12 protein-coding genes are annotated in these 14,731 nt (G+C 38.0%); all 12 read left to right on the forward strand.

Annotation, left to right across the window (positions count from 1 at the left end; all coding sequences use genetic code 11):
- Positions 1-2 precede the first annotated feature (2 nt).
- On the forward strand, positions 3-506 hold the full coding sequence (locus tag AC23ME_RS14710; protein ID WP_487728534.1) for a hypothetical protein: 504 nt from the start codon (positions 3-5) through the stop codon (positions 504-506).
- Positions 506-1,009 (forward strand): hypothetical protein, encoded by a 504-nt coding sequence (locus AC23ME_RS14715; protein ID WP_487728535.1) that lies wholly within the window; start codon positions 506-508, stop codon positions 1,007-1,009. Before AC23ME_RS14710 ends, AC23ME_RS14715 begins: the two co-directional genes overlap by 1 nt.
- 420 nt (positions 1,010-1,429) lie before the next feature.
- Positions 1,430-2,308: a heparin lyase I family protein gene (locus AC23ME_RS14720; protein WP_487728536.1), complete on the forward strand. Its 879-nt coding sequence runs from the start codon at positions 1,430-1,432 to the stop codon at positions 2,306-2,308.
- Positions 2,309-2,324: 16 nt separating this feature from the next.
- Positions 2,325-3,152 (forward strand): hypothetical protein, encoded by an 828-nt coding sequence (locus AC23ME_RS14725; protein WP_487728537.1) that lies wholly within the window; start codon positions 2,325-2,327, stop codon positions 3,150-3,152.
- Positions 3,153-3,217: 65 nt separating this feature from the next.
- Entirely contained in the window at positions 3,218-5,881 is a 2,664-nt protein-coding gene (locus tag AC23ME_RS14730; protein WP_487728538.1) for a beta strand repeat-containing protein, read from the forward strand.
- Positions 5,882-5,914: 33 nt separating this feature from the next.
- Positions 5,915-7,864: a sialate O-acetylesterase gene (locus AC23ME_RS14735; RefSeq protein WP_487728539.1), complete on the forward strand. Its 1,950-nt coding sequence runs from the start codon at positions 5,915-5,917 to the stop codon at positions 7,862-7,864.
- 93 nt (positions 7,865-7,957) lie between these two features.
- On the forward strand, positions 7,958-8,701 hold the full coding sequence (locus AC23ME_RS14740) for a FadR/GntR family transcriptional regulator (protein WP_487728540.1): 744 nt from the start codon (positions 7,958-7,960) through the stop codon (positions 8,699-8,701).
- Between the two features lie 53 nt (positions 8,702-8,754).
- Positions 8,755-10,887, forward strand: coding sequence for a heparinase II/III domain-containing protein (locus tag AC23ME_RS14745; protein ID WP_487728541.1), 2,133 nt, complete (start codon positions 8,755-8,757; stop codon positions 10,885-10,887).
- 55 nt (positions 10,888-10,942) lie between these two features.
- Complete coding sequence (locus tag AC23ME_RS14750) at positions 10,943-11,278, forward strand: cupin domain-containing protein (protein ID WP_487728542.1); 336 nt, start codon at positions 10,943-10,945, stop codon at positions 11,276-11,278.
- 144 nt (positions 11,279-11,422) lie between these two features.
- Positions 11,423-12,292 carry an alpha/beta hydrolase fold domain-containing protein gene (locus AC23ME_RS14755; RefSeq protein ID WP_487728543.1) on the forward strand — a complete coding sequence of 290 codons (870 nt, stop codon included), beginning with the start codon at positions 11,423-11,425 and terminating at the stop codon, positions 12,290-12,292.
- 14 nt (positions 12,293-12,306) lie between these two features.
- Positions 12,307-13,329, forward strand: coding sequence for a right-handed parallel beta-helix repeat-containing protein (locus AC23ME_RS14760; protein ID WP_487728544.1), 1,023 nt, complete (start codon positions 12,307-12,309; stop codon positions 13,327-13,329).
- Entirely contained in the window at positions 13,326-14,606 is a 1,281-nt protein-coding gene (locus AC23ME_RS14765) for an MFS transporter (RefSeq protein WP_487728545.1), read from the forward strand. The genes AC23ME_RS14760 and AC23ME_RS14765 overlap by 4 nt, the downstream gene beginning before the upstream one ends.
- The last annotated feature ends 125 nt before the right edge of the window (positions 14,607-14,731 follow it).

Below are 14,731 nucleotides of genomic sequence, written 5' to 3' on the forward strand. Positions count from 1 at the left end.
TTATGAGTTCCAGAGCTAAGAAGATTTTTTTAATATTAAGTGTGGTAGTTCCTTTTGTGATCTACGGTGCCATTTATTATGCACCAATGATTAGGAATGCACCATTTCAAGAAAAATATTTTGTATCCTTAGAGTACAGCTGGGGAACTGGTGAAAAATTAGAAAACAGCTATAATTCGGCTACTGGCGAGTTTAAATATCTCGATAAAAAAGACTCGCTCATCAACAGCAATATTAAACTTAGTGTAAGAGATATCAAATACTTAGATAGCATAGCCGATGTGCAGGGCTTTTGGAACTTGCCAAGTATTGTAGCCAACAATCAAGACGATCTTAAAGATCCTCGTAAACTACGTTATGTTATCAAGTTCAATTACAAAAAAAAATCCAAGGAAGTAACTTATCTGCCTAGTTTTAGTGGCAATGAGAGAATGAAAGGTGCGGCAAGTAAAATGCAAAAGGAAATAGAATTAACGCTGATAGATAAGGAGAACGAAGCAAAATAATGAATGCTAAGCAGAAAATGATTTTAAAGCTTGCTGCGGTAGCATTTATTGTTGTTGTGGGCGGTTACTACATCATGAAAGTGCGCAGTGGAGGCGAAAAAGCGGCATCTTTTGTAAGTTTAACCTACAAATGGGGCATGGGCGATACTTTGCAAAACAGCTACAATTCTAAAACTGGCGACTATCAGTTTTTAGATAAAAGCGATCAATTGGTGAAGGTTAATTTCAAGCTCAGAACCAATAACATCATTTTCTTGCACAGCAAAATTAATCAAGGAGATTTACTGCAAGTTCCAGATACAATTGCCAATCCGCAAGCTAATTTAAAAGATCCAAAAGTGTTGCGTTACGAATTTCAGTTTGTTTACGACGACACCACCAAAAATATCGTCTACCTCACCAATTATGATAAAGATCCAATCATAGCAGATAAGGCTAGCGCACTGCAAAAAGTAGTTCAACAAATCATAACCGAAGCCGAAGACCGCTTTGTAAGTAAATAATTTAATTTTTTTTGAAAAGCAGTTTCCCTGCTGCTATCTCCCGAAAGTCCCGCTTTTTCGCTATAATCTTTTTGTTTCATCCCTATCTGCTCACTGTCATGCTGAGTTTATCGAAGCATCTATGCAGTCCCGTCAACCACAACAAAAAGTATTTCCGCTTCAATCGGGTTTAATAATCAAAGTCTGTTTTTTCAAACTTACATTCCCAAGAAAAACGCTTCTTGCTCCTTCGCTAAATTAACGCTGGCAATAATCTACGTTAGTTAATTTATACTTAAAATGCTGCCGTAAAGCCAATTCAGCTGCCTCTGTAACATTCCCAACTACCTTATTGTTAAAATTCTCAGAAAAATTTGGTTCGTAATATTATTTGTATAAATTTGGTCAACCAAATATTGGTCAACCAAATTTATCCTTTGTATGAATAAGCAAAATCTGCTTTATATCGTATGCATCTGTTTTTTAGGATGTGCTTGCAGCAAACAAAAATCTACACCTGTAGAAAAGGAAGTAATTGCTGGCAACGGTAGTCAGACGAATAATACCGACGGCACCACCTTAAGCGCTAATGGTACTACAGATACTTATCAGTTGATCAACAGTTTGTTTGGCGGTACGGGCGATGTTATTGAAGCTCCAGATTGTAGCCACGCATCTTTTGGCAAGCACATCACCCAAGTTTACGACAACGATTTGAAACGTCAGGTTTTTGCTTTCCATATTCATCTCACACCTGATAATGATAAATGTGAAAATTCGGATAGACAACGTAACGAGATCAAGACTTATGATAAATCTCCAGAAAGTTTAAAGGCCAGCAAAGACGAAAAAGTACTCTACAAATGGAAGTTTAAGCTCGATGCAAACTTTAAACCATCAAGTGATTTTACCCACATTCATCAGTTAAAGCCAATAGATGGTGATAATCAATTACCGATCATTACGCTTACACCGAGATACAGGGCAAGCGGAGATGTCATGCAAGTAATTCATACGGGAGAAACCGACGCTACTTCGCAAAAGTATATTGTGCAAATCCCTCTGGCCGATTTTAAAGGAAATTGGGTAGAGGTAATAGAAAGAGCTACTTTTTCTTTTGATGGTAAGTACGAAATCCAAATCAATAGAATTAGCGATGGCAAGCTGCTCGTAAAGCAAGCCTTCACCAATATAGAAATGTGGCGTAAAAACTCTACCAGTTGTCGTCCAAAATGGGGCATTTATAGAAGAACCCTACAACCAGACATGTTGCGTGACGAAACCGTTTGGTTCAACGATTTTAATATTACCGAATACTAAACTTAACCTTTAAAATATGATCAGGAAATTTTTTGTACCATGCACTCTCGCAATTCTTTTTTCGGCTAATACAGTTCTTGCACAGCAAGCTGCACCAGTAATTAATTATGATTTTGGAGATAAAGAAGCTTCGTTCAATCCAAATCCAGGGGCGTCGTCAACTTCTTTTTTGCCAAAAATTACCACTGTTAAAGGCGTTAAAGTAAGGGTGCGCACAGCATCTGATGGTACAGGTGCTTTCAACTTAGTGAAAAGTGGCGCTGCTTTTATTAAAGGTACAGGTTTAGAAGTAGTAGCAGGAACAACTACCAGCAAGTTTTCTATGTACAATCTAGCGCTTGAGACAGTATCGAAAACCCGTTTCAACATCAAAATAGATGCAGCCAATGCTGGCCAGTGGGTTTTTGCTAACGGTACATCAGAAAATTCCGATGACTTGTTTCAAGGCAACGGCGGTATCAAAGAAACCTCAACAGAAATTTTTGCTGGGTTAAGATGGAATTTATCGGCAGCAGAGCAAATCAATTTTTACACTCGCAATGGTGCTAAATGGGCTTCTGTAAAAGGAGTTTCATTTCTTAAAAACACCGATTATTTAATTGAAGTGTACAGCAACAACAGCGCAGAAGCTAAAAAATATGCTAAAGAGGGCGATCAGAGCATAACTGCCGGAACCTACCACGTTTGGGTAAATGGTAAGCGTGTAGCTGGCGAATTTGTATCTGGCGGATTGGAAGCAGGCAAAAATCTAAGTGGTTTCATCATTTACGGTGTAACTCCAAAAGGTAACGATACCATGGCAAAAGCTTGGTTAGACAATCTAGAAATCAATCCAGACCTATAAAATAAAAAAACTAATGGGAGAGTTTACAAAGCTCTCCCCAACCTATAACCTAATATTTAATCCGTATGAAAAGAATTTTACTATTAATGATTTTTAGCTGCTTTGCGGCAGTTGGTTTTGCTCAAAATACCTATTATTGGGTTGGTGGAAGTACATCGGGCTCTTTGGGGGGGACGAATTGGAGTTTAACTCCTGGCGGAACCGCAGTATCTAGAAATAATACAGGCGATATCCTTATTTTCGATAATGTAACGGTTGCTTTTTCTATTGGCAGCGTAACTATCGGTAAACTGCAATTGCAAAATGGTGCCGATGTAAGTTTTGTCCGTAACTCTAATTCAGGAACAAGTACTTTAACCTTAAATAATGGATCTGGTGTGGGGTTACAGGTGAGTGGTAATAGCAAGTTGAGAGTTATTGACGGTACGGGAGGAAATTTCGTAGTAGCTTTAGCTGGTGGTAGCACCGGTAGCGTAGATAATAGTGAGGTGTTTGTACAAGGCGCAGCTTGGTCATCAACTAATAACGGCACACAACGAATTGCAGTACCTGCAGGTAGTACGTTAACCTTTTCTAATTCGAGTAAGTGTTATGTAAATGTTATAAATCAATATCCATTCAGTAATACAGCAAATTCAGGATCTAAATCTGTCATATTTAATTCAGGTACTTCTCTCATTTATCAAGGAGGAAGAAGTCCGTTTGGTGACACGGGATCTGGTTATGTTGCTGATTTGAAGTCTGGTAGTAATTTTATCCTTGAAGCTGCTAATGCATCTAACGGCTTTTTTAGTGAAAAAAACTTCGGTAATGTAACGGTTAGAAATAATGCTACAATTACGCTAAACGAGAATTTTATAGGCATAGAGAACTTAAACATAGAAAATGCATCAACCTTTTTGTTAAATGCCTCTGGACCATCGCCTGTTTCTGGTAATATTGTTAATAATGGCATTTTGGGTACTTCTGGTTCTGGATCATCTAATTTAATGATGTTGGGAGTGAATCCTCAAAGTATTTCAGGAGGAGGCACTTTTAATTTAGGCGCATTATCCATCGCATCAGATGCTAATGTATCCTTAAAATCCTCAGTAAATTTAGGGGGTAGCTTAATTTCTTACATTTATGGAAAGCTAGACTTAGAGGGTAATCAAATTGTTGGAAATGGTATTGCAACAAACACGGGAAGGGTGCAGTTTAGATCTCCGGTAAATACATCTACAACTGCTGCAACTATTGTCAATGGTAGTAATGTAATTACTTTCGACGAAGTTAGCGATTACAATGCATTAACTGTTGCTCCAGGAATGTTAATTACAGGTGGTCAAATTCCAGCAAATACCTATGCTATTGGTACGTCAAGTTCGGGATCAATTACTTTATCGAAACCTGCAACTGGAGATGGTAATGCAATAGCTGTAATAGGAAATACTCCAGTGTTAAGTGTTGCAAATTCTGCTGGTATAGATGGAGGTTTCAACATAAATTCAAACGGATCGTTAACTATATCTACTGGTACCCATGTAATATTTAACGCTGCTACTACTGCTCCATTTTCTACCATTTCTGGTAATATACTAGGCGATGTAACTTTTAACGCAGCAGCTACCACTAATAAAAATATCACGATTAACGGGAAACTAACATTAACTAACGGTAAATTAACCGTAATTGAAGCTGATGTAGTAACTGTAGAACCAACAGGAGCTTTTAACGGAACGTTTAATAGCACATCTTATATCGCTACCCAAGCAAACGCCACAACTGGCGCTGTTGGCACATTAAAAGTAAATGGCTTAACTACTTCAACTTTAATCCCAGTAGGTACTGCAACACACTATACCCCGGTAACTTTAGCGGCAACAGCAGCTTCATCTTTTGATATCAATGTGTTCGAAGGTGCAACTGCTGATGCAACTCCAAACGGAACTGCCTTAACAGCTGCTCAAAAAGCCAGAATGGTAGATGCAGTTTGGAACATCAACCGTACTGCTGGTACTGGAAATGTAGATGTAACCTTAGGCTGGGACAATACTTTAGAAGGTGCTGATTTCGCAAGTTTCACCAACGCACAAATTGGCATTGCTGGTTATAGCGGTACAGCTTACAATACATTCGCAGGTGTTGGAAATGCAGCAGCAAATACAGCTACTTTAAGCACAAGCACACTCTCTCCATTTATAGTGGGAGAGGTTAACACTACTTTGCCATTAACATTAATCAGTTTTACTGCTAAAGAAAGCTTAAACAGCGTGAAATTAGATTGGAGAACTACAGACGAAGTTAATTTGAAGCATTATTTACTTCAGCATAAAGTAGGAGATAATTTCGTAGCAATCCAAACTGTACCGGCCAACAATAAAGTTGGAATTTTTAACTACAGTTATACGCACCTAAATCCATTGGCTGGTGTAAATTACTATCGTTTAGTTGGTGTAGATTTAGATGGCACAACTCACGAAAGTGAAATTAAAGTGGTAAACGTAGCAGTAAATAAAATAGCTGTTTATCCAAATCCAGTAAGTCAAAAAAGCATCAACGTTACTGGAGTGGTTAAAGGCGATGTAATTAAATTATTTAACATTCAAGGGCAAGTAATTGCTTCTAAAACAGCAAGCGGTAATCAAGTTTTAGAGATCGATGTTCAAAATATTCAAGCAGGAACTTATATCTTGTCAATTGAAAACGCTGGGAAAATTACAAGCACTAAAAAGGTAATTAAAATATAGTACATGCTTTAACTTAGGGTTAACTGAAATAAAATGAACAAACACTCAAAAGTATTATTAGCACTAGGTTTATTTTTAGCCATCTCGGCTGATGTTGTCGCTAAGGTGAAACTTCCGCAAATTTTTGGAAGCAATATGGTGTTGCAACGGGACAAGCCTATCACTTTGTGGGGATGGGCAAACCCTGGAGAAAAAGTAAATGCCAATTTTAAAGGTGCCAATTACAATACCCAAGCCAATGAGCAAGGAAAATGGCAACTAGAAATGAAAGCAGCATCAGCAGGTGGCCCATACACTTTAACGGTTAACGAGCTAAACTTAGAGAATATACTTTTGGGTGATGTTTTTCTTTGCAGCGGGCAAAGTAACATGGCTTTCTTATTGATGAAGGCAGATAGCGGAGAGAAAGATATCGAGAATTCAAACAATCTGAACATTAGGGTTTTTAATGTAAATAGAGATATCGAATTTCAGCCATTGGATGATTTAACGAAAAAAACGCCTTGGCAGGTTTCTGGCCCAAAAACGATAAGCAAATTTTCGGCAGTGGCTTATTACATGGGACGAAAATTGCAAAAAGAGCTCAATGTACCTATCGGTTTAATTAATAGCTCTTATGGTGGTACAGTGATAGAAGGTTTTATGAGTGCGCCATCTTTAGATACCATTCAGAGGTTAAAACCAGTACTTAATCAAATTGGTGATAAAAACCAGAAACAATACATTTCGGCAAAAGTAGCGGAGTTAGAAAAAATACATGGTAAGTTAAATCAATACGCTAATAATGAGGTGCTTTGGGATACCGTTAGTCCAACTATTCCGGCTTATTCAAAAGCTTGGGCAACCATGAAATTACCAACCTTGTGGGAAAAAGCAGGTTTGCCTAACGTTGATGGTGTAATCTGGTTTTACAAGGAATTGAATTTAAGCAGTGCTGATATCCAAAAAGATGGGTTTTTAAGCTTGGGCAGAATTGCAGACCAAAGCGTAGTTTTCTTTAATGATGTGAAGTTAGGCTCATCACCCGATAGCCGTGATTTAATTAGAGAGTTTAATATTTCAAAAGATCTACTCAAAGTAGGATTGAATAAAATTATTGTTCGTGTAGCTAACAAAGGTAGAAATGGCGGTATTTGGGGCCCGCAAAGCAAAATGCTTTTCAAATCGGGCAATAACAATAAAATAGCTATTGACGGCGATTGGGCTTACAAAATACAAGAAATAAATATTGCCGTTCACCCCAATGATGTTTCTTCTTCAGTTTATAACGCAATGATTAGCCCGCTAAAAAGCATGCAATACAAAGCGGTCATTTGGTATCAGGGCGAAAGCAATGCCAATTGGGCAGATGAATATGAGGGGTTATTGAAAAACTTAATCAAAGATTGGAGAAAGAATTTTAACCAACCACAATTGCCTTTTGTGATTGTACAATTGCCAAATTATAAGAAAGTGCCAACTGCGCCAGAAGTAAATGCAACTTGGGCGCTGTTAAGAGAAGGGCAGGAGAAAGCTGCACGCCAAGCTAATGTAGGTTTGGTGAATATTATTGATTTAGGTTTGGCACACGATATTCATCCAACGGATAAATTTCCAGTTGGCGAACGTGTAGCGGCTAAAGTATCGCAATTGGTTTACGGACAAAAAGTAACTGCCGATGGACCTGTTTTCAGATCAATGAAAGTTCAGGGAGGTAAAGCCATCATCTCATTTGATTATGCAGAAGCTTTAGTAGTTAATAAAAATGCACCACGTTCTAATTTTATCATCGCTGGAAAAGATAAAAAATTTGTTTGGGCACAAGCTAAAGTAGTAGGAAATACCGTACAAGTTTGGAGCGATGAGGTAAAAGAACCAATAGCTGTACGCTATGCTTGGGCTGATAATCCGGGTGATAATTATTTGTCGAACGCTGCAAGTCTGCCAATGCGACCGTTTAGAACAGATAATTGGAAGATTGATTTAGAGGTAATTCCTAGATAATTTCATTTAAATTCGAAATAAATTTTAAATACCCAATTGAATGTTTATTTTTGGTAAACCAATTAATTGGTCGACCAAATAGAAAGCCAAAAGATGAAGTCATTAATAGAAAATATTACCGCCATACAAGTTGAGTCGCCAGTTGACAAAATTATAGGACAATTAAAGCAATTGATTGTATCAGGTCAGTTAAAGCCTGGAGACAGATTGCCAGCAGAAAGAGTGCTTTCTGAAAGATTTGGTTTAGGAAGAAGCTATATCCGCGAAGCGATTTTAAAATTGGAGTTTTATGGTTTGTTGAAAACAAATCCACAAAGTGGAACGTACGTGGCAGGCTTAAGCATCAACGTAATCGACAATATCATTTCAGATATCATTAAGTTTAATAAGGATGATTTTAATGCTTTGATCGAAGCACGATATCATTTAGAGTTAAATGCCGTTAAATTGGCTGCAGAACGTAGAACTGGTGAGGATTTGGAAAGCATCAAATCTGCAATGGAAGATTATGAGAAAAAGGCAAGTATGGGCGGAGATGCGGTAGAGGAGGATATGGTTTTTCATATCAAAGTAGCAAAGGCAACTAAAAACTCAGTAATAGAGTCAATGATTTTGATCTTAGTTCCAGACTTGATTAAGAACATTGTACAGAATAAAATATGTGGAGATAACAGAGCTAAAACTGCAATAGAAGAACATAGGATGATTTATGCCGCTATCGAAGCGCAAGATATGTCTAAAGCTGAAGAGGCAATGGCAAGTCACCTTGATGAGATATGGCAAATTAGTAAAGCAGGTTTTGCAGCACAAAATATAATCAACGAAGCAGAAGTATAATTCGAGAAAATAGGGCAACCCTAGCTTAATCAATTAAATATAATTTACAGCGTATGAACTACTTAAAAAAAGTGGTATTAGTAACTTTTTGTGCCTTTTTTAGCGTGTCGTTAATGGCTCAAACACATCCAAGCCTAATGCTTACCAAAGCAAATGTAGCGGCTGTGCGTAAAGGAGTGGCTACTTACCCGCTTTTGCGTCAATCTTATCAAACTGTTAAAAATGCAGCCGATAAAGCTTTGGCGGCACCTATAGTAGTGCCTATACCTAAAGATGGTGGCGGCGGTTATACGCACGAACAACACAAGAAAAACTACAGTAACATGCTCAATGCTGCTACTGCTTATCAAATATCTGGAGAAAAGAAATATGCAGATTACGTGAAAAACGTACTGTTAAATTATGCTTCGCAATATGAAAAATGGCCTTTGCATCCAAAAAGAAAAAGTGAGGATGATGGAGGTCGTATTTTTTGGCAAAGCTTAAACGACTTTGTATGGCAAATTTATACCATACAGGCTTATGATTTGGTTTATGACGGTTTGCCTGCAACTGACAGGAAGACCATTGAAGAAAAATTGTTCGTGCCTATCTTAAAGTTTTTTACTGAAGATAGGTACGACGTCTTCAACAAAATTCACAATCATGGTACTTGGAATTTGGCCGCAGTAGGGATTACTGGCTACGTGTTGAACAAAAAGGAATATGTAGAAACGGCAATTAACGGTTCTAAGAAAGACGGAAAAACGGGTTATTTGGCACAGATCAACCAATTGTTTTCGCCAGACGGTTACTATATGGAAGGTCCTTATTACCAACGTTATGCTTTGTTGCCATTCGTTTTATTCGCAAAGGCAATTAACAATTACGAGCCATCACGCAAAATTTTCGAATATCGTGATCAACTGCTTTCAAAGGCAATCCAGACTTCATTGCAAACGTCTTATACTGATAAAACTTTCTTCCCAATTAATGATGCCATTAAAGATAAAACCTACGAGTCTATTGAGTTGGTTTACGGTGTGAATTTGGCTTACGCCGATATTAAACCAGAGGTAGATTTATTGGATATCGCTAGGCAGCAAAACCGTGTAATTGTTTCTGACGCAGGTTTAAAAGTAGCTGCAGATTTAGCTGCAGGTAAGGCTGTGCCATTCAAATATCAAACCTTGTTTATTAAGGATGGCGCAAAAGGCGAGGACGGTGGTTTGGGTATTCTACGCAGCGGACCAAACACAGACCAACAAGCAGTATTAATGAAAGCTGCTTCACAAGGTATGGGACATGGTCACTTCGATAGATTGGGTTTGTTGTTTTACGATAATACTACAGAGATTTTCCCTGATTATGGTGCTGCAAGGTTTTTAAATATCGATACAAAAAATGGCGGTGGTTACTTGCCAGAGAACAATACTTTTGCAAAACAGACAGTAGCTCACAACGCATTAGTAGTAGATCAAACCTCACATTTTAACGCTAAAGTTGGTCCGGCAGACAAAACTAGTCCAACGTTATTGCACTTTTCTAACCAACCGAATTTAAAAGTGGTTAGTGCCAAAGAGGCTAAAGCTTACGCTGATGTAACTATGATTAGAACATCTGCTCTGGTAAAAGTTGATGGCTTAGAAAAACCATTGTTAATTGATGTTGTACAAGCGCAATCTGCAAAAAGTCATCAATACGATTTACCTTTCTGGTACAAAGGTCAGTTGGTAAATACTTCATTTCCTGTTGCCGCAAAAACTGATGGTTTAACTGCTTTGGGAACGAAAAATGGTTATCAGCACCTTTGGTTAAATGCAAGTAATAAACTAGACGATAAAGCTGGAATGGTAGGTTTATTGAACAAAAACCGTTTTTATACCACTCATTTCGTGTCAGATAATCCTTTAGAAGTGAAGTTGATATCCATTGGCGCTAATGACCCAGAGATGAATTTAGTAGACGGAAAAGCATTCATGTTGAGCGGTAATGGTCAAAATCAAACTTTTGCCAGTATTACAGAAACTCATGGTGGTACAGACCCAATCAACGAAACGGTATCATCGGCATTGCCATCAATTAGCGAGTTAAAAATCGTGAAGTCTGATGCACAACAAACAGTACTGAGTTTCAAATTGAATGACAAAATCTACACTTATCAAATTAACTATACAGACAAACAGAATTATATTTCTTTTAAATAGGCACAGATATCAGTTAACCGATTTAAACAAATAGACAATTAAACAACATTAAGATATGCAAAGCGAATTATTTCAAATAGAAACAGAAACAACTTGGGAAGATTTAGGTAACGGCGTACAGCGTAAAATCTACGGACACGATGATAAAATCATGTTGGTAAAAGCAAAGTTCGAAGCTGGAGCTGTTGGTCAATTACACGAGCACTACCATGTACAAGTAACTTATGTAGAAAGTGGTGTTTTCGAAATGACGATTGGTGATGAGAAAAGGATTATCAGAAAAGGTGATGGTTACTATGTGCCACCTCACGCTGTACACGGTTGCGTATGTGTAGAGCCAGGTGTTTTAATTGATGTTTTCGCTCCTCATAGAGAAGATTTTATTAAGTAGTATAGTTTAATAGCTGGAAGTATTGCTTCGCAAAGCTGGCAATGACGAAAATAGGAACGTCATTGCGAACTGAAGGGCTAGGATTAGCGGGGCGTGAAGCAATCTATCATTTAGGGAATTGAACTATAATTAAAGTAATCAAACATGAAAAAATTAATCATCAGCTGCTTCTTAATAGCGGCAGTGAGTTTTACTCAAGCACAGGAAACTGCAGAGGTTAAAAAAGTTGCTTATCCAACTGGATTTTCTGAGCAATTAAACGTGGTTTACACTAAAGTTGGCGATTGGGAAGGCAAAATGGATTTGTACTTAGCACCAAAAGAAAAAGGACCATCTCCAATAGTAATTAACATTCATGGTGGTGGTTTCAATAAAGGGAACAAAGAGTCGCAAACTGGCTTTAACAGTTTCTTTAAAAATGGCTATTCGGTTGCAAATATCGCTTATCGTTTAGTGCAAGTTGCCCCAGCACCTGCTGCGGTAGAAGATACGCGTTGTGCTTTAATTTATCTGATCAAAAATGCGAAGTCATTAAACATCGATCCAAATAGAATAGTAATTATGGGTGGTTCTGCTGGCGGTCACTTGGCTTTGATGGGTGGTTTATTAGGTAACGACAACAAGTTTGATGGCAATTGCTCAGGTGTGAAAGATATAAAAGTCGCTGCTATCATTGATAAATATGGTATTACACACATTGGTGGATGGGCAAGTCGCTCGGCTACTTGGTGGTTAGGTGATAAAGCTAAGGACCAAAAATTTATCGAGTCGGTTTCTCCGTTATTTCAAGTGAAAAAAACTAGTCCACCGGTATTTATTGTGCATGGCGATGCTGATCCAGTGGTTGCTTACCAACAATCGGTAGACTTGAAGAAAAAATTAGATGAATTCGGGATCAAAAACGAATTTATGACGATAGAAGGTGGCGAGCATGGTAAATTTCCTAAAGAGAAAAACTCTGAATTGAACGCGGCTATCATCAATTTCTTAAAAGAATTAGGCATTCATAAATAGGCTACACGCTTTAAATGAAAAAGATCTTCAATATATATTTGGTTATGGCTGCTATTGCGATCTCAACTTTTGGGATGGGATATGCAATACAGCCTTTTTTAACAACATCAAAACCAATTATTGTAGCGAATAGTACTCAGCTAAAAAAGGCCTTAGCTACGGCTAAACCTGGAGATTCTATAATTTTAAAAGACGGGGTTTACGAAGGAAAATTTATTATTGAAGCAACTGCAAGTGGTACAAAAAAAGAATCTATTGTGCTTATAGGAAGTAGAAATGCCATTTTAGATGCTGGAAGTACAGAAACAGGTTATGTGCTATCACTAAAAGCAAATTATTGGAAACTGAAAGGTTTTACAGTGCAAAACGGCTTGAAAGGTATTGTGGCCGATGGTGCTAGTTATAATATCATCGACGGTATTTTCGTCACTCAATTGGGTGAAGAAGGAATTCATTTCAGAACTTTCAGCAAACATAACATCGTTAAAAACTCTGAAGTAACGCACACAGGTAAAAAACGGCCAGGTTACGGCGAGGCGATTTACATCGGCTCTGCCTACAGCAATTGGGCTAAATACACTAACGGCGAACCAGACAAATGCGATTCTAACCAAGTGCTAAATAATAAACTAGGTCCTTTCGTAACTGCCGAATGTATTGATGTAAAAGAAGGTACAATTGGTGGGATTATTAGAGGAAACACTTTTGAAGCGCAGGGAATTAGTGGAGAGAATAGTGCAGACAGCTGGATGGACATCAAAGGAAATCATTACCTGATTGAAAATAACACAGGGAACAATACACAGCCATCAGTTCTAAAAGACGGTTACCAAGTGAACTGTGCTTATGAAGGATGGGGATCTTATAACAAGTTTAAAAACAACATCAGCAATGTAAATGCTGACGGCTACGGGATAAATATCAAACTGAAAAGTAGTAAGGGAGAAGCAGTTGGAAATGACGTTTATGCTGATAATAAAGTAGTAAATGCTGCAAAAGGCATTACAAATATCGAACTGAAAAAAAATAAAATATGAAAGTAAAAGGCTTAAGGTGGTGGATCATTGCCCTTATTGGACTTGCAACTGTAATCAATTATATAGATAGAAGTGCTATTAACATTCTTTGGCCTTATATCTACACAGAATTTGGTATTGCCGAAGCAGATAATAAAAGTGCTTTAGCGTTAATTACCACTTTCTTCATGATCGCTTATGCTTTAGGGCAAACTTTTACCGGTAAACTGATGGATGCCATAGGTACTCGTTTGGGGATGACGATATCGATTATTGGTTGGAGTATTTCTATTGCTCTGCATGCGTTTGCAAAGTCATTGCTTTCTTTCAATATTTTCAGGTTTATGTTGGGTTTCAGCGAAGCTGGAAACTGGCCGGGAGCTACCAAAAGTAATGCAGAATGGTTTCCTGCTAAAGAAAGAGGAATTGCACAAGGTATTTTCGGAGCTGGAGCATCCTTAGGTTCGGTAGTTTCTGCACCTATTATAGCGGCACTTTATCTTATTTTCGGTTGGAAAATGACCTTTGTGCTAATTGCAGTTCTGGGTTTCATCTGGATTATTCCGTGGTTATACATCAATAAAGCTACACCAGATAAGCACCCGTGGATTACAGAAGAAGAACGTAACCATATTTTGGGTAAACAAGATACAGCTGCTGTAGAAGAAGTAAAGGAAGAAGCTCCGGCATTAACTTGGAGAGAGCTTTTAAAAATCAGAAATACTTGGGGTATCATCACTGGCAGGTTCTTTATCGACCCAGTTTGGTGGTTATTCGTAACCTGGTTGCCAACTTTCCTGAAAGAACAATTTATGTTCGATATCAAGCAAATTGGTGCTTTTACCTGGGTACCTTATCTATTTGCAGCTATCGGAAGTTTAGTTGGCGGGTATCATGCTTCGGTTCAAATCAGAAAAGGAGTTGCTGCAACAAAAGCTCGTAAAAATGCCATTGCTGTAGGTAGTGTAATCATGTTAACAGCTTTGGTTGCTATCGTTTATCAGCTAGATAGCTTAAAAGAAACGCCAATGTTTGCTATGGTTTTAATTGGTTGTACTTTATTTGGTTTCCAATACCTAGTCGGCAATATCCAAACACTTCCAAGCGATTATTTTAATGGTAAAAACGTAGGGACCGTAGCCGGAATGGGCGGTACAGCAGCAGTTGCTGGTACTTTATTAACTACTTGGGCAGTTCCTGTAATTACACAAACGAGTTATGTGTCATTCTTTGTGTTGGCAGCCGTGTTGGTGCCAGTGTCATGGTTGTGCATTAAATATATTTCATCAAAAAAATAAAATGAGTTTGGTGGGGACGCTAAGCTCTAAGCATAGAGAGATTTTACAGAGATGCTATTTGGTTAATGATTATTTCCATGTTGGCGAGGACGCCAACATAAGAAATCTCTAGTGTTGGCGTCCTC

Source organism: Pedobacter sp. T50_32 (assembly GCF_057652195.1).

What these genes read in the sequence shown, in the direction of transcription:
- AC23ME_RS14735 (WP_487728539.1), top strand. Translation starts at nt 5,915, where the DNA reads ATGAACAAACACTCAAAAGTATTATTAGCACTAGGTTTATTTTTAGCC.
- AC23ME_RS14725 (WP_487728537.1), top strand. Translation starts at nt 2,325, where the DNA reads ATGATCAGGAAATTTTTTGTACCATGCACTCTCGCAATTCTTTTTTCG.
- AC23ME_RS14745 (WP_487728541.1), top strand. Translation starts at nt 8,755, where the DNA reads ATGAACTACTTAAAAAAAGTGGTATTAGTAACTTTTTGTGCCTTTTTT.
- AC23ME_RS14750 (WP_487728542.1), top strand. Translation starts at nt 10,943, where the DNA reads ATGCAAAGCGAATTATTTCAAATAGAAACAGAAACAACTTGGGAAGAT.
- AC23ME_RS14760 (WP_487728544.1), top strand. Translation starts at nt 12,307, where the DNA reads ATGAAAAAGATCTTCAATATATATTTGGTTATGGCTGCTATTGCGATC.
- AC23ME_RS14765 (WP_487728545.1), top strand. Translation starts at nt 13,326, where the DNA reads ATGAAAGTAAAAGGCTTAAGGTGGTGGATCATTGCCCTTATTGGACTT.
- AC23ME_RS14710 (WP_487728534.1), top strand. Translation starts at nt 3, where the DNA reads ATGAGTTCCAGAGCTAAGAAGATTTTTTTAATATTAAGTGTGGTAGTT.
- AC23ME_RS14740 (WP_487728540.1), top strand. Translation starts at nt 7,958, where the DNA reads ATGAAGTCATTAATAGAAAATATTACCGCCATACAAGTTGAGTCGCCA.
- AC23ME_RS14715 (WP_487728535.1), top strand. Translation starts at nt 506, where the DNA reads ATGAATGCTAAGCAGAAAATGATTTTAAAGCTTGCTGCGGTAGCATTT.
- AC23ME_RS14755 (WP_487728543.1), top strand. Translation starts at nt 11,423, where the DNA reads ATGAAAAAATTAATCATCAGCTGCTTCTTAATAGCGGCAGTGAGTTTT.
- AC23ME_RS14730 (WP_487728538.1), top strand. Translation starts at nt 3,218, where the DNA reads ATGAAAAGAATTTTACTATTAATGATTTTTAGCTGCTTTGCGGCAGTT.
- AC23ME_RS14720 (WP_487728536.1), top strand. Translation starts at nt 1,430, where the DNA reads ATGAATAAGCAAAATCTGCTTTATATCGTATGCATCTGTTTTTTAGGA.